At 63.7% G+C, this 16556-nt stretch carries 9 protein-coding genes and 1 riboswitch; of the genes, 5 read left to right on the top strand and 4 right to left on the bottom strand.

Annotation, left to right across the window (positions count from 1 at the left end; genetic code table 11):
• The 3 genes from F0Q45_RS08995 to pks2 all read right to left on the bottom strand — a co-directional run.
• On the bottom strand, positions 1-1312 hold a 1312-nt coding region (locus tag F0Q45_RS08995), incomplete at its 3' end, for a beta-ketoacyl synthase N-terminal-like domain-containing protein (protein ID WP_373424940.1).
• 873 nt (positions 1313-2185) lie between these two features.
• Positions 2186-3634 (bottom strand): condensation domain-containing protein, encoded by a 1449-nt coding sequence (locus F0Q45_RS08990; RefSeq protein ID WP_262490925.1) that lies wholly within the window; start codon positions 3632-3634, stop codon positions 2186-2188.
• 83 nt (positions 3635-3717) lie between these two features.
• A complete protein-coding gene (pks2, locus tag F0Q45_RS08985; protein ID WP_149653611.1) occupies positions 3718-9945 on the bottom strand; it encodes a sulfolipid-1 biosynthesis phthioceranic/hydroxyphthioceranic acid synthase in 6228 nt (2075 codons plus the stop codon).
• Positions 9946-10118: 173 nt separating this feature from the next.
• On the opposite strand from pks2, the gene F0Q45_RS08980 reads away from it, so the two are divergent.
• The 3 genes from F0Q45_RS08980 to F0Q45_RS08970 all read left to right on the top strand — a co-directional run bounded on the left by F0Q45_RS08980 (position 10119) and on the right by F0Q45_RS08970 (position 13684).
• Positions 10119-11867, top strand: a complete 1749-nt coding sequence (locus F0Q45_RS08980; protein WP_149653610.1) for an AMP-binding protein — start codon at positions 10119-10121, stop codon at positions 11865-11867.
• Between the two features lie 141 nt (positions 11868-12008).
• Positions 12009-13112, top strand: coding sequence for a zinc-dependent alcohol dehydrogenase (locus F0Q45_RS08975; RefSeq protein WP_149653609.1), 1104 nt, complete (start codon positions 12009-12011; stop codon positions 13110-13112).
• On the top strand, positions 13109-13684 hold the full coding sequence (locus F0Q45_RS08970; RefSeq protein ID WP_149653608.1) for a carboxymuconolactone decarboxylase family protein: 576 nt from the start codon (positions 13109-13111) through the stop codon (positions 13682-13684). The genes F0Q45_RS08975 and F0Q45_RS08970 overlap by 4 nt, the downstream gene beginning before the upstream one ends.
• Positions 13685-13694: 10 nt before the next feature.
• Here F0Q45_RS08970 and F0Q45_RS08965 read toward each other — a convergent pair whose 3' ends face one another.
• The gene (locus tag F0Q45_RS08965; RefSeq protein WP_149653607.1) at positions 13695-14129 is read right to left on the bottom strand and encodes a PaaI family thioesterase; all 435 of its coding nucleotides are present in this window, start codon (positions 14127-14129) and stop codon (positions 13695-13697) included.
• A gap of 58 nt (positions 14130-14187) precedes the next feature.
• On the opposite strand from F0Q45_RS08965, the gene F0Q45_RS08960 reads away from it, so the two are divergent.
• Positions 14188-15315 carry an NAD(P)H-dependent flavin oxidoreductase gene (locus F0Q45_RS08960; protein WP_149653606.1) on the top strand — a complete coding sequence of 376 codons (1128 nt, stop codon included), beginning with the start codon at positions 14188-14190 and terminating at the stop codon, positions 15313-15315.
• Positions 15312-15959 carry a TetR/AcrR family transcriptional regulator gene (locus F0Q45_RS08955; RefSeq protein WP_149653605.1) on the top strand — a complete coding sequence of 216 codons (648 nt, stop codon included), beginning with the start codon at positions 15312-15314 and terminating at the stop codon, positions 15957-15959. Before F0Q45_RS08960 ends, F0Q45_RS08955 begins: the two co-directional genes overlap by 4 nt.
• 156 nt (positions 15960-16115) lie before the next feature.
• A riboswitch (M-box (ykoK) riboswitch) is annotated at positions 16116-16285 on the top strand.
• The last annotated feature ends 271 nt before the right edge of the window (positions 16286-16556 follow it).

Raw genomic sequence — 16556 nt, 5'->3', positions numbered from 1 at the left:
CCAGTAGCGCCCCGTCGAGTGCGGGAACGGTCGGCGCCACGTCGGGTGCATCCGGTTCGGGAGCCTGCTCCACAATGGCATGCACATTGGTGCCAGACATCCCGTATGACGACACCACCGCGCGCCGAGGGCTCCTGTCGTCGCTTTTGGGCCACGGCGTGATCTCGCGAGGCACAAACAACTCGGTGTCAACATGCGCAAGCTCGGTGGGCAGTTCATTGAAGTGCAGATTCTTTGGAACTAAGCCGTGCTGCACGGCCAGGACCGCCTTCATCAGCCCCAGGGCACCCGCGGTCGACTGCGTGTGCCCGAAATTGGTCTTCACCGAACCGATGGCGCAGGGCCCATCATTGCCGTACACCTCGGCCAGACTGTTGTACTCGATTGGATCGCCCACCGGCGTCCCTGTGCCATGCGCCTCGACCATTCCCACCGTGGCGGGATCCACTTCCGCTGCCGCCAACGCTGCGCGGTACACCGCAGCCTGCGCTTGCCGCGAAGGTGTCACGATATTGACGGTGCGGCCATCCTGATTGGCGGCCGTGCCACGCAGCACCGCCAGCACCCGGTCGCCGTCGGCCAACGCGTCGGGTAGCCGCTTGAGCAACAGCACCACCGCGCCCTCGCCGGACACGAAACCGTCGGCCGCTACGTCGAACGCATGGCAACGTCCGGTGCGCGATAACATGCCATTCGCCGATCCGGAGGCAAAGCGGCGCGGCTCCAGCATCGCGTATACACCACCGGCAAAGGCGAGGTCAGTCTCCCCGTCGTTCAGGCTGCAGACGGCCAGATGGGCGGCAAACAAACCGGATGAGCACGCAGTATCAACAGTGACCGCTGGACCGCGCAGCCCCAGCGCGTAAGACACCCGCCCGGATGCCATGCAGGAATTGGTACCAGTGTTGCCGTACGGCCCCTCCAACGCGTTAGTGTCGGCCTGCACGAACTGGTAGTCAGCGTGAGTAAAGCCGATGAAGACCCCGGTAAGTGAGCCAGTCATTTCCCGCGGAGTGAGACCGGCATGTTCCATGGCCTCCCAGGAGGTCTCCAGCAGCATGCGGTGCTGTGGATCCATGGCAGTGGCTTCTGTTTCGGGAATGCCAAAGAACTGGGAATCGAAGTCGGCGATGTTGTCCATGAACGCGCCCCACTTGCAGTGGGAGCGGCCAGGCACCCCCGGCTCGGGGTCGTAGTACTCGTCGATGTCCCATCGGTCAGGGGGAACCTCAGTGACTAGATCGTCGCCACGCAGCAAGGCTTCCCATAGCAGAGCAGGGGAGTCAATGCCGCCCGGAAGCCGGCATGCCATGCCAATGATGGCCACCGGGGTAACGCGTGATCTCTCCACGTTCCTTCTTCTCTCCATTCGTCTGCTTCAAGTTCTTAGCACTGGCTATGACTTGTTTTGAGCGCTTCGACGAACATCGCTGCACACCTTGTAACGAGCCGGGGAACAAACCCGAGGATCCAGCACGTACAATCCAGCGACCCCCTCGAAAGCTGGCCCAGTTCGTGGCGTGAACCGAGCGTAGCGGCTCGGCTACTCGCGCGCGGAAAAATCGTGCGTACGTACAAAAAAACTTGTTTGCGTCGGCGTCGGAGCGGCCCGCCAGCTCGCCGGCTGAACAACCAGTCAATGGGCGAAGGGCCAGCATACCGCCTATAAGACGCTGCCAGGTCGGACGATTCCCGAGCCACGCAGCGCCCAGTGGCCGCGGATTGCTTCCCCCTTTGTATCAGCCGCGGATGGCACGCAGATAGTGGCCGAAGTGGAGGGGACTGGTTGCCCAACTGCGGCAAGACGCACAAGCCGTGATCGGGCAGGCCTGTTTTGATCGGACGCCCCAACGTCGGCCGGATCATACGCTACTCTGTCGTCGAAAACTGCGGAATCGAGAATATTCGATTACCCAGTTTCAGATGGCCGGTGCGCCGCGCCGCTCCAAGGTTGCGAGCTGTTGACGCAACGCTGATTGATTGTGGTCGAGCACCGCGACCGGCTCAGGCGCATTAACAGCGAACTGGCTGGTTCCGCGCTGGCTGTACGCAGGCGCCGGCTAAGGTGGTCGAAAACTCGATTTAGCTCGGTGTCTCGTCCCAAAGCCACGCATCCGATCCTCATCCCCAACGGCGCCAAAATCCGCTCAGCTACACCGAAATCCGGTGACTAATCAGCAGCGCCCTAGAGCCTTTGCCACTGAAGATGAGCGCCGTTGCGCGGGAGGGCGGTTTCACCGCCCTCGGCGACGCTGAGATACACGGACTGCATCGCCTCTAGGTAGCGTGCCACCGATTCATGGGTGATCGGATTGTTCGGAAAGGACGCGGTAACGGTGGTCTCGTTCTGAAACTTGTTGACCCACATGCATATCCGTGCCGCGATCCTGCCGTCGCTGAAGACCTTGGCGTTCATCCGCTCCAAATTCATCGCGATGACAGCAGACAGCGGAGGCACACCGGCATCAAGGAATGACAGCATCGGAAAGCTGCCTCGATGAGTCTTGTTGAGCCTAGGCGCTAGTTCCAGTACGCGCTCGAATGGGACCCTGGCCAGGTGGGCGCTCGCATCGAAGGAGCTTTGCGCGCGCCGGGCGGTCTCTGCGAAGGATGTGCCGATTTCGACGGCGAATGGGATGTGGCCGATGAACCAACCGGTGGTCATCAGTTCCGCCCCCGTACTGCGGGTACTGGTAGGGGTAATTGCGTAGTAGGTTTCCGATCCTGTCAGTGCATATTCGGTGAGTGCAGCGGCCGCGAAAACGCCACCGCTGAACCGAGCTCCCGCGCTTGTGCAGGCGGCTTCGAATCGTGCGGTCTGACTGGCGTCCATCAGCTGCAGCGAGAGCAGTTCACCCCTAGTGGCCAGTGATGTGTCACCAAGGGGCAACGGAAAGCTGGGAAGGGACCCGTCGTTGCTTTCGAAGAATTCGATCCATTGCCGTATCTCTGGTGATTCCAGGGTCAACGCGGCGGTGTACGCCTGCTCGCGCAGGCAGTACTCGTCGTAGCTGCCGACACTGGGTAGTGGGATGGGGCCGCCACCGTCCATCAGTGCGTCGTACATCCCTTGGATCTCCCAGAACACGGTGCAGATAATCGTTGCGTCGACATGGAGATGATCAACGCTGACGCAGAAGGTGAAGTGGTCGTCACGCTGGATGATGGCGAATCTGAAACAATCCCAATCCAGCGGACCCGGCGTGGCCATTAGGTAGTCTTGCCATTGTTTGGGCGTCATCTCGCCGTGCTCAACCGGAATCAATTCGATATCTGCGGGATCGCTGATCGTGTGTTTGACGATGTGCCCAGCGTCGGTGAACTCAAACCAACTTCGATAGGTGTCATGCCGGCGAAGGTGTGAATTGAGGACGTAGGTCATGGCACGGATATCGCATTGGCCGCGGAAATCCAAGGCCGCGACCACGAGTCGCGAATTGTCGCGGCCGCGTGCCGCTTGCTCGCGATAGCCACGCAAGTGGCGCGCTTGGATATAGCTCGGCGGCACACCAGTTATCGGCGCTTGGCGGGCAGTCTCGAGCGAGGCGGGTGTGGCGCGCCAACACCAAATCGACCCGCGATTAGGAGCCCACTTGTCGATGGTCTCAAGACCTAGGTGGCCTAAGACAACCAACATCGCTCCTTTAGTTCAGCCCTGAATCCCAGGTTATTTCATGTCGGCTGTCGAGCCGTACATTTGCCGCCGCGGCGTTTCCCCTAGGGCGTCAGCGTTTCGCACAGGTGATCGGCTAAGCCCCGCACGGTCGTGATGTCGGTTGAATGGATGCGTATGCCGGTTTCAGTTTCGATGCGGGTTCGCAACTCCAGGTTGCCTAGTGAATCAAGGCCGTACTGGGACAGTGGACGGTCCGGGTCGACCGTGCGCCGCAAGATCAGAGCTACTTGCTCGGAGATCAGGCGCCTGAAGCGGATTGGCCACTCGTCGAGTGAGAGCTCGAAGAGTTCGGCACGGAACTTGCCGTGCTGGGGTCGTTTAAACCCGGTGGACTTGAATTCGTCGCCGAAGCGGCTCCGTTGCGCTAGGGCAGTCAACCAAGGCGACCCGGCGATCGGGGTATAACCGCTGTATCCGCGCGTGTGGCGCAGCAGTGCTTGGAACGCACGGCCACCTTCGTCCGGAGTGATCATCGTGGTATCGCCGCTGCCCGCCAGGCCTGCGCCACGGCCGATCTCGGCCCACGCGCCCCAGGCGATCGCTGTCGCAGGAAGGCCTTGGGCTCGCCGCCAGTGGGTGAACGCGTCGAGCCAGCTGTTGGCCGCAGCGTAGGCGCCCTGGCCTGGCGAGCCCAGCAATGCGGCCGCCGACGAGAACGAGCAGAACCAGTCCAGCGGCGCAGATGCGGTGGCTTGGTGCAGATTCCACGCGCCATGAACCTTAGGCGCCCAGACCCGCTCGATCAGCTCGGTGGTGATGTTGGCCAGGGTGGCGTCCTCGACGACGGCAGCGCCGTGCAGCACACCACGCAACGGAAACCCGGTGGCCGTTGCCGCGGCGACCAACCGCTGCGCGGTGTCGGCGAGCGCGATATCGCCGCACTCCACCACGATGTCAGCCCCGGTGGCTCGGATGAGTTCGATTGTCTCGATTGCCTTTTGGTTAGGCGCCGCACGTGAGTTCAGTACGATGCGGCCCGCGCCGGCAGCCGCCATTTGTTCGGTGAGGAACAACCCAAGGCCACCTAGACCGCCAGTGATGATGTAGGCGCCGTCGCGGCGGAAGACCCGAGCCTGTTCCGGAGGTATCACCACGCTGCTCTTTCCCCGATGCGGTATGTCGAGGATGAGCTTGCCGGTGTGTTCTGCTGAGCTCATCACCCGGATCGCGCTCGCCACGTTGGCCAACGGGTAGTGCGTGCGCGCGGGCATGGGCAGGATACCCTCCGCGGTCAGCCGGTACACCGTGTCCAGCAGGTCCCGGACTTGGTGCGGATGGGTGATCGACATCAGCCACAGGTCCAGAGCGAAGAACGTGAGGTTTCGACGGAACGGGAAAAGTCCCAGCCGGGTGTCGCCATAGATGTCGCGCTTGCCGATTTCGATGAACCTGCCGCCGAAGGCGAGCAGGTCCACTCCGGCACGTTGTGCCGCCCCGGTCAGCGAGTTGAGCACGATGTCAACGCCATCGCCATCGGTGTCCCGGCGGATTTCCTCGGCAAACTCGGTGCTGCGCGAGTCGTAGACGTGCTTGATTCCCATCTCACGCAACATTTTCCGACGCTGCGGGCTGCCGGCCGTAGCGAAAATCTCGGCACCCGCGGCACGCGCAATCGCGATCGCTGCCTGGCCGACTCCGCCGGTTCCGGAGTGGATCAGTACCTTGTCGCCGGCCTTGATCCGAGCCAGGTCATGCAAGCCGTACCAGGCGGTTGCGGCTGCGGTGGTGACCGCGGCGGCCTGGGCGTCGGTGAGCCGCGCCGGAATCTTGGCGGCAAGGTTCGCGTCGCAGCGGACAAACGTTGCCCAGCACCCGTGCCCGGATAGACCGCCAACATGGTCACCGACCTTCAGTGCAGTGACACCGGGCCCGACCGCGCTCACCACGCCGGCGAAATCGGTGCCCAACCCCGGCTGCGGTCCGAAACTGGTTCGGTATCGACCGAATACGCCGAGAACGTCGGCGAAGTTGATACTGGATGCGGTGACGGCGACCTCGATTTGTCCCGGACCCGGCGCAACGCGCTCAGATGCAACGAATTCCATCGTCGCCAGGTCTCCGCGCGTGCGGATATGCGTTCGCATCCCGTCGCGTTTATGGCTGACGACGGCGGTGGGCCGTTCGTCGGGGCGTAGCGGAGCCGGGCACAACCGTGCGGTGTACCACTGGTCCTTGCGCCATGCGGTCTCGTCTTCGTCGCAGCAGGCCAGCAGTTGGCGTCTCAACTGCTCGGCGTCGGTCCGTTCGTCCATGTCGATGTGGGTGGTACGCAGGTGCGGGTGCTCGACACCGATCACCCGCAGCATGCCGCGCATCCCGGCTTGCTGCAGATTCGGGTAGTCCTCGGTGAGCACCGTTTGGGCGCCTTGGGTCACCACATACAGCCTCGGCGCCTTGCCGCTGACGTCAGACAACTCGCGGGCGATGCGTACGAGTCCCTCGACGTAGTCAGTCCGCAGAAAGCCATTGCCGTTTTGCGGCCCAGTCAGGACGACCACGTAGTCGAAGTCGAGCTCACCGCGCCTGCCGAGCTCACCGTGCGACCAGCCTATGGTTTCGCAGTCCGCGCCGTGTCCCATCAGCGCATCGGCCAACTTCGTTGCCAACGGGCTGGCGACTTCATCGACGGCGGTGCCAAGGTCAATCAGCAGCCAGGCGCCGGTTACCTCCGCTTCCATCTCGGGAAGCTCGCGGCGTTGCCAGGCGACGGTCAAAAGCCGTTCGCCCAGCTGGCGATCTTGATCGTCGCTCTCTGCGCATCCGGTGCCCATGACCAGCCCCCGCACGACCAGCACGACGGTCCCCTGCTCGTCAAGGACATCGATATCGGCCTCGACGTTCGTCGTGCACGCCGTCACCGTGGTGAGGCAGTAACGGGCATTGCGCGTCGACGCATAGGTGCGCAATTGGTGCACACCTAACGGCAGCAATAGGCCGCCGTTACCCACCTCCTGCACGGCGGGATGGGCCACAACCGACTGGAAACACGCGTCGAGCAGCGCGGGATGCACCTTGAATCCGGCTTGCTGCGTCCGAATCGACGTCGGCAACGAGATTTCGGCCAGTACGGCGTCAATCGTCCCTTTCGATATATAGGCCGCGGCCAGGCCGGTGAAAGCGGGGCCGAACCCGACACCGCGCGCCTCGAACCACTCCCGCAGCTTGTCTCCGTCGATGCGATGCGAATGGGCCCTCAATAGAGCGCCGATATCCTGCGCAGGGGGCTGGTCGTCAGCATCGACGGCACACAGAGCCGCGGCAGCCCGCTGCACCCGTTCACCCTGCTGGAGCGTCTCCATCACGAATGTGGCGACACCGTCATTGTCCATCGACGCGACAACGCCTATCGGAGTCTTGTGGTCCAACAACAGCATCTGCTCGAAGCGGATGTCGCGGGCTGCGGACTTTCTGCCAAACACGGTGTGGGCCGCGGCCAGGGCCATTTCGCAGTAGGCGGCCCCCGGCAGCGCGGCCACGCCATGAATCTGATGATCAGCCAACCACGGCAGCGCTACGGTGCCGACCTCTGCGTTCCACGCATGCCGCTCCGGCTCCTCCAACAACTGCACGTGTGCGCCCAAAAGTGGGTGAACTGCAACGGTATTGGCGCCTGCCGGGCGACCGGCCCTGGCCGTTTCCAGCAATAGGCGACGGTTCGTCCAGATCGGTAGCGGCGCATCCACCAGGTGTCCGACGGGATTGCTGACCGAGAAGTCCACCGCGGCGCCTGCGCTGTACAGGTCGGCAACCAGCCCGAGCAGTCCATGCGGCAGCGGCTGATCGCGTCGCATAGCGGGCAGGGCGGCCGCTGGGATGTCCAGGCTCACGGCGATCTGGTCGACGGCGCGGGTGAGTAGAGGGTGTGGCGACAGCTCGGCGAATACCCGATACCCGTCCTCGATGGCCGCCCGGACCGCTGCGGAAAACCGCACGGTGTGTCGCAGGTTGTCCGACCAATAACGGGCGTCGCACACCGGGTCTTCGCGTGGGTCGAACAGGGTCGCCGAGTAATAGGGAACCTTCGGTACCAATGGCTTGACCTCGGCCAGCAACCAAGACAGCTCACCGAGTATCGGATCGACTTGTGGTGTGTGCGAGGCCACGTCGACAGCGACCTCGCGGGCCATCACGTCGCGCTCTTCCCACGCCGCGACGAGGTCGCGAACCGTCCCGACAGCCCCGCCGATCACGGTGGACTGCGGTGAGGCGACGACGGCGATCACGACATCCTTGGCGCCACGAATTGCCAGCTCCTCGCGCACCCGCTGGGCGGGCAGCTCCACCGCCGCCATTGCGCCCATACCCTGAATCCGAGTGCATAGGCGGGAGCGGCGACAAATGACACGCACCCCGTCTTCGAGCGAGAGGGCACCGGCCACAACGGCGGCCGCCACTTCGCCGAGCGAATGACCGATCACCGCGCCCGGCTGGACGCCGTAGCACTGCATGGTGGCGGCCAACGCCACTTGTATGGCGAACAGGGTCGGCTGGACTCGATCGATGCCGGCGACGATCTGCGGTGCGGTCATCGCCTCGGTGATGGAGAAACCGGCTTCCTGGGCGATCAGCGGCTCGGCGGCAGCCACGGTCGCGGCGAATATCGGCTCCTTGACCAGCAGATCCGCACCCATCGACGCCCATTGCGAACCCTGACCGGAGAAGACCCACACTGGCCCACGGTCGTCCTGGCCCACCGCGGAACGGAAGGGAGTGTCTCCGCCGGCGACCTCGCGCAACTGCTCGACCAGCTCGGAATGGCCGGCAGCGACCACCGCAGTGCGGACCGGCCGGTGCCCCCGCCGGCGAGCAAGCGTGTAGCTGAGATCCGACAGCTGCACGGGGTTGGTGTGGCCGCGCTTGTCCATCCAATCGGCCAGCCGACGCGAAGTATGGCGCAGCGCGCCGGCTGAGGTGGCCGAAAGCGCGAACAAGTTCGGCCCGGCCGACCCGGACAGGGCCGCCCGGTCGTGGCGCCCTGCGGTTTCGCCGGCCTGCTCGAGAATGACGTGCACGTTGGTGCCAGACATGCCGTACGACGACACTGCCGCCCGCCGTGGTTGGTGGCCTTTAGTAGGCCACGGTGTAATCTCCTGGGGCACAAAGAGTCCGGTGTCGATCCGGGCGAGCTCATCGGGCAGGCAGGTGTGGTGCACCATCGGTGGCACCACACCATGCTGCAGCGACAGAATCGCTTTGATGATTCCCACGGCGCCGGCAGCGGCCTCGGTGTGTCCGAGGTTGCTCTTGGCCGACCCGAGGGCACAGGGAGTCCCATTGGCGCCGTACACCTGCGCCAGGCTGGCAAATTCAATCGGGTCGCCAACGGGAGTACCGGTACCGTGCGCCTCGATCAGGCCGACGGTGTCCGCGTCCACCCCGGCCGCCGCCAACGCCATGCGATAAACCTCGATCTGCGCATCCGGCGACGGGGTGGCAATGGTATCGGTGCGACCGTCCTGGTTGGTTGCCGTGCCGCGCAGTACGGCCAGGATTCGGTCGCCGTCCCGTTGCGCGTCGGCCAGTCGCTTGAGCAGCACCACAGCGCAGCCTTCGGAGCGGACGAACCCGTCGGCGCTGGCGTCGAACGTGCGACATCGCCCGGTGGGCGACAGCATGCCCAGAGCCGAGGCGGAGTTGAACACGTGGGGGTCCAGCATGACCAGGCAACCGCCCGCCAAGGCGAGGTTGCTCTCGTGCTCGTGCAAACTGCGGCATGCCATATGCACCGCAAGCAAACTCGATGAGCATGCGGTGTCCACAGTTACCGCCGGTCCGCGTAGCGCCATGGAGTACGACACCCGCCCGGACGCCATGCTGAAGGCGGTTCCGGTGAATGCGTATGCGTCATCCATGGCACCTGCCTGGTCAGTGACAAAGGCATAGTCGTCGTGGCACATGCCCACGAACACACCAGTCAGCGAGCCGGTCAACGATTTCGGATTCAGGCCGGCGTGCTCCACGGCCTCCCAGGAGGTCTGCATCAGCAAGCGGTGCTGGGGGTCGATGGCCGTTGCTTCTCGCTCGCTGATGCCGAAGAACTCAGGATCAAAGCCTGCAACATCCTCGAGGAACCCGCCCCACCGCGACACCGACCGGCCGGGCGCACCTTGCTCGGGGTCGTAGTGCTCGTCGGCGTCCCATCGGTCGGAGGGAATCTCGGTGATCAGGTCGTCGCCGGCCAGAAGTGCTTCCCACAGCCTGTCCGGGGAACCAATGCCGTTGGGAAGGCGGCATGCCATGCCGATAACGGCGATCGGAGTGACACCCATGGCTCAATCCCCTTCAGAATCTGGCCAGCACGAGCTTTCGAGGCCATCCTTCCTGCTCAGGGGCATCCGCTTCGGGATCAACGCGCCGACGATTTTTCGGTCGAGGTAGTTGGACGACACTGGGTAGGCCAACTGGGGCCGTGCCGAGGGCGTAACCGGTAGTGTTGCTGCACGTGGTCGGCTCTTCCATTCCTGCTGTGCTGCGCGAGCGCGCCAGTCTGAACCCCAACGATGCGGCAATCACCTACATCGACTACGAGCAGGAGTGGGATGGTGTTGCGCAGACCCTGACGTGGTCTCAGTTGTATCGGCGGATGCTCAATGTTGCCGAGCAGCTCAGCGGGTGCGGGTCGACAGGTGATCGGGCAGTGATACTCGCACCGCAGGGACTTGACTACGTTGTTGGGTTTCTTGGTGCGCTGCAGGCCGGACTAACCGCAGTCCCGCTTTCGGTTCCCTATGGCGGTGCCCACGATGAGCGGACGATTTCTGTGCTGGGCGACACGTCGCCTGGTGTTCTTCTCACCACGTCCGCTGTCGTTGACAATGTTGCTCCTTATGCTCAGCCGCAGCAGCCCGGACAAAACGCACCATCGATCATTGAAGTTGATTTACTAGACCTGGATGCTCGGCCGCGATCAAGCGGCTCTCGCGGCGCCGGCAAGGACGCACCGGAAATCCAATATTTGCAATACACTTCGGGCTCCACTCGCGCCCCGGCCGGTGTGGGGATCTCCAGCAAGAATGTCTTCGCCAATTTCGCGCAGATGGTTGCCGACTTCTTTGCGGCCGAAGGGGGAGTTGTCCCATCGGATCTCACAGTGGTGTCCTGGCTGCCGCTGTATCACGATATGGGTCTCCTGTTGGGGGCCATTATGCCGATCCTGATCGGTAAGCCAACTGTGCTGACGAGTCCGGTGGGTTTCCTGCAGCGGCCGGCCCGATGGATGCAATTGCTGGCACGCCATGGTTGTACAGCCTCGGGAGGACCGAACTTCGCGTTCGAATTGGCAGTGCGCAAGACATCGGACCAGGACATGGCCGGCCTTGATCTCGCAGGTGCGCACAGCATCCTCGACGGCAGCGAGCGAGTACAGCCCGCGACCCTTAAGCGCTTCGCTGATCGGTTCGCTCCGTTCAACTTCAATCCCAAGGCGTTACGGCCTGCCTATGGCATGGCAGAAGCGACGGTGTACATAGCCACCCGTACCGCGAGTGAACCGCCCAAAATTTGTTACTTCGAATCCGAGAAACTGCCTGCCGGACAAGCGCACCGGTGCCTAACTGAAAGCGGCACCCCGCTGGTTAGTTACGGCGCCCCACAGTCACTGCTAGTGCGCATCGTCCATCCCGATACCAGCGCCGAGTGTCCGCAGGGAACGGTCGGTGAGATCTGGGTGCACGGCGACAATGTCGCATCCGGCTATTGGCAGAAACCTGAAGAGACCAAAGGAACATTCGGCGCAAAGATCGTCAACCCCTCGGCGGGCACGCCCGAAGGTCCCTGGCTGAGAACCGGGGATTCGGGCTTCTTCTCCGACGGCGAGCTGTTCATCATCGGACGCATCAAGGATCTCCTGATTATCTACGGGCGTAACCACTCGCCAGACGACATTGAGGCGACGATCCAGCAGATCACGGCAGGCCGCTGCGCGGCGATCGGGGTTCCGGATGGTAGTGCTGAGAAGCTCGTTGCCATCGTGGAGGTCAAGAAGCGAGGCTCGGACGCGGGTGCAATGGACAAGCTGCGATTAATCAAACAAGATGTCAACGCCGCGATATACAAGTCGCACGGGCTAAGCGTGGCCGATCTTGTTCTGGTATCGCCGGGGTCGATTCCCATCACCACAAGCGGCAAGATCAGGCGGGCAAAGTGCGTCGAGCTTTACCGGGAGCGTGAATTCAGTCGCTTGGACGCTTAGCACCGCTGCTTGGTGTGGGGGCGCCGCGTGTTATCGCCCCTTCTGCGCTGTGGTACAACAGATTTGCGAATGGCCCCGGCTCGGGCGGTTACTGGGCGATTGCCGATTGACTCGGTACCAAACGATTCATAGTGTGCTGGTATGTCGCAGGGCGCGGTCGCGCGGGCACAGGTATTGGAAGCCCCCCGCCGCCTGGTCACACGTGAATATCGGCTTCCCAGCATTGGCGAGGACGACGCACTGGTGCGAGTCGAGGCCTGCGGGCTCTGCGGCACCGATCACGAGCAATACACCGGTGAGATTTTCGGCGGGTTCGCATTTGTACCCGGCCATGAGACCGTCGGAACGATTACCTCGATCGGAGCGCGAGCCGCACAGCGATGGGGCGTGTGCGCCGGTGACCGGGTAGCTGTCGAGGTATTCCAGTCGTGCCGACAGTGCCCGAACTGCCGCGGCGGTGAATACCGGCGCTGTGCGCGCCACGGCCTGGCCGATATGTATGGCTTCATTCCGGTCGACCGTGAGCCTGGGCTATGGGGCGGCTACGCCGAATATCAATACCTGGCCCCCGATTCCCTGCTGCTGCCGGTGGCCGGTGACCTCAGCCCGGAAGTGGCTACTCTGTTCAACCCGCTGGGCGCCGGGATACGTTGGGGTGCAACGCTCCCAGGCACCAAACCGGGTGACGTCGTCGCGGTTCTCGGTCCAGGTATCAGGGGACTGTGCGCTAGCGCCGCCGCCAAGGAAGCCGGCGCCGGCTTCGTCATGGTGACTGGGTTGGGTCCGCGCGACGCCGACCGGTTGGCGCTGGCCGGCGCGTTTGGTGCGGACCTGGTGGTGGACGTGGCTGCCGACGATCCGGCCGCTGCCCTGATGGCGCAGACCGGTGGTCTGGCCGACATCGTCATCGATGTGACGGCCAAAGCCCCGGCGGCGTTCGCGCAGGCAATCGCTCTGGCCCGGCCCGGCGGGACCGTCGTGGTGGCGGGAACGCGAGGTTTCGGCACTGGCGCGCCGGGGTTTTCGCCCGACACCGTGGTGTTCAAGGAGCTGCGGGTGCTGGGCGCCTTGGGTGTGGACACCACCGCCTACCGGGCGGCGCTGGATCTACTGGTGTCGGGCCGGTACCCGTTCGAGAGCTTGCCGCGTCGCTGCGCGCGTCTCGAGGAGGTAGGGGAGTTGCTGGCTACCATGGCCGGGGAACGCGACGGCGTCTCACCAGTACACGGAGTGCTCACACCATGACTTCATCCCCCAAAGCCGCCCGGGTACCGCTGCTGCCCGTCGACGAGGCGAGAGCTGCCGCCGACGAGGCCGGAGTGCCCGACTACATGGCCGACCTCAGCATCTTCCAGATGTTGCTGAATCACCCGCAGCTGGCCCGGGCCTTCAACGACATGCTTGCCACCATGCTGTGGCACGGTGCGCTGGATCCACGGCTGCGCGAGCTGGTGATCATGCGGATTGGCTGGCTCACCGGATGCGACTACGAGTGGACCCAACATTGGCGCGTCGCCTCCGGCCTCGGTGTCGCCGCCGAGGACCTGCTCGGTGTGCGGGATTGGCGCGCTTACACCGGGTTCGGGCCGACCGAGCGGGCTGTCTTGGCGGCCACCGACGACCTGGTGTGTGACGGAGTGGTGAGTGCGGCGAGCTGGGCCGCCTGCGAGCGCGAGGTATCAGGCGACAGAAGGGTTCTCATCGAGCTGGTGACCGCCATTGGGGCGTGGCGGATGGTCGCCTCGATTCTGCAGAGCCTCCAAGTTCCTTTGGAGGATGGCGTCGCGAGCTGGCCGCCAGACGGCCGGTCTCCTTAGTGACGGGTGGTTAGACGATTCGGTAGGTCTGCACGGCGTGGGCCACGACGTTGCCGTCGTTATCGGTGGCGGTGATCTCGGTAAACGTCAGCTCTTTGCGACGCCGGATGGTGTGGGCATGGCACAGCAAATCTGAGCGTTTTGCTGCGCCTGTGTATTGAATGCTCAGTGAGATGGTCGCTGCGCGCATTCCCCTGTCGAAGTCGTGGTTCGACCAGGCGGCCGCCGCACCCGCGGTGTCGATCACCGAGGCGATGACCCCGCCGTGAAAGTAGGTGCCGTCGTTGGTGAGATCTTCCCGGAACGGCAGCCGAAGCGTGACGTTGTCGGGTTCGTAGCGTTCGAACACGATGCCGAGCCCGCCCATGAACGGCGTGGTCGGCATCAGATCGCGCACCGCCAGGCGGCGCTCGTGTTGCTCTTGGGCGGTCAACGGTTCAGCCATGGCGGTTACCCTACCGTGGCGATTGACACATCAATCAATATCCCGTTAGCGTCGGCGGATGCGAACCAGGGTCGCCGAATTGCTCGGCGTTGAGTTTCCGATCTGCGCGTTCAGCCACTGCCGCGACGTCGTGGCCGCGGTGACCAACGCCGGTGGGTTCGGCGTCCTCGGCGCCGTGGCGCACAGCCCCAAACGGTTAGACAGCGAGCTGACCTGGATTGAGGAGCAAGTCGGCGGCAAACCGTACGGGGTCGACCTGCTGCTGCCGCCCAAATATGTCGGGGCCGAGCAAGGCGGGATCGACGCGCAACAGGTTCAGGCATTGCTGCCCGAGCAGCATCGCGCATTCATCGACGACTTGCTGGCCCGCTACGGCATAGATAAGGCCACTGGCCAAGCGCGTGCGTCATCCGGGAGAGGTCTCAACGTTTCGCCCAAAGGCTATGAGCCGCTGCTCGATGTCGCCTTCGCCCATGACATCCGGCTCATCGCCAGCGCGCTGGGGCCACCGCCGCAAGACCTCGTGGACCGCGCCCACAGCAACGGCGTGCTGGTGGCCGCCCTGGCCGGCACCACGCGACACGCGCTGCGGCATGCGGCCGCCGGGGTCGACCTGATTGTCGCTCAGGGCACCGAGGCCGGCGGCCACACCGGCGAGGTGGCGACCATGGTGTTGGTGCCCGAAGTCGTGGACGCAGTCGCGCCGACGCCCGTGTTGGCCGCGGGCGGGATTGCTCGCGGTCGCCAGATCGCCGCGGCGCTCGCCTTAGGCGCGGAAGGCGTGTGGTGCGGATCGGTGTGGCTGACCACCGAAGAAGCCGAGACTGTTCCGGTAGTCAAGGAGAAGTTCCTTACCGCCACATCCTCGGACACAGTGCGGTCGCGCTCGTTGACCGGAAAGCCCGCGCGCATGCTGCGCACAGCCTGGACCGACGAGTGGGACCGACCGGACACACCCAATCCGCTGGGCATGCCACTACAGACCGCACTGATCAGCGACTCGCAGCTACGCATCAACCAGGCCGCCGTCCACCCGGGCGCCAAGGCCCGCGAGTTGGCGACCTACTTCGTGGGGCAAGTCGTCGGCTCCCTCAATCGGGTGCGGCCGACGCGCGCGGTGGTGCTCGATATGGTCGAGGAGTTCATCGACACCGTCGGGCGGCTGGAGGGACTGGTCGAAAGATGAGCACCACCCGGCGGCGCCGGGCGGTAAGTGCTGAGGAAAAGTTGCAGCGGCGTGAGGAGATCATGGCCGCAGCCAAAGAAGTGTTTGCCCACAAGGGTTTTCACGCCACCACCATCGCGGATATCGCCAAGCAGGCTGGGCTCGCGTATGGCTTGATCTATTGGTATTTCGACTCCAAGGACGAGCTGTTCCATGCCTTGATGGCGGTGGAAGAGGACACCTTGCGTACGCATGTCGCCGCCGCTCTGGCCGCTTTCGGTGAGCCGGCCGACGCTATTGGGGGAGAAGCACAGTTCCGGAACTTGCTCGCGGCGTCGGTGCGGGCGACGTTGGAGTTCTTCGAAGCCGACAAGGCCACCGTCAAACTGCTGTTCCGCGACGCCTATGCGTTGGGCGACCGATTCGAAAAGCACCTTGGCGGGATCTACGAGCGGTTCATCGACGATATCGAGACGTTCGTTGTTGCCGGTCAACAACGCGGGGAGGTGGTGGCTGCGCCGCCGCGGATGGTCGCGTACACACTGGCTGCACTGGTTGGTCAACTGGCGCATCGGCGGCTGACCACCGACGACCAGGCGACCGCGGGCCAGGTAGCCGATTTCGTGGTTTCGCTGGTGCTCGACGGGCTGCGCCCGCGCCCCTAACGGTAAATATGCATCACGTGGAAACGGTCATGATCCCAGCTCAGAAGGCGCGAACCTGCTGAGTGGCTGTTAGCGCGCATAGCGAACGCGTAAAGATTCCAACACGGGGCCGGAAGGGTTTGACCCAGCCCTTTGCGTCGTGCATGATCGGTCGGGTAAGCACCTCGTTAGGTGAGGCGGCTACGCGAACATAGGCCACTGACCCCGAACGTCGAAAGACGCCCCGGGTCAGGACAGCTCCTCCCGGCTTAAGGGTTGAGCCCAGGTGGCTTCCGGAATACCGGACACGTCGTGTAGTGCCAAAGCTCTGACGAGTGGGGTGCGGATTTCGACAGTCGTCGGCATTCCGGTACTCCCTTGGTGCGCGTAGTGTGTGCGGTTTTCCGCACGTGTCGTGACCGTGAGGAGGTGAGGGACCCATGAGTTCCGGTGATAGTCCGGACCGATATCCGGGCTCTGTGTCGTCCCGATCCGGTCTGCGGCGCGACGTTCTCGGCTGAGTCGTCAAACCCAAGGTCAGCTTTCTGGATCGGAACCGGGACGGGACAAGTCAGATCAGTCAGCCCATCTCCGCTTGTTTGATTCCTCTCTAGGAGG

The organism is Mycobacterium simiae (assembly GCF_008370645.1).
GTDB lineage: Bacteria > Actinomycetota > Actinomycetes > Mycobacteriales > Mycobacteriaceae > Mycobacterium > Mycobacterium simiae_A.
The sequence above is the reverse complement of the archived record's forward strand: the minus strand, read 5'-3'. Positions and strand labels throughout refer to the sequence as shown.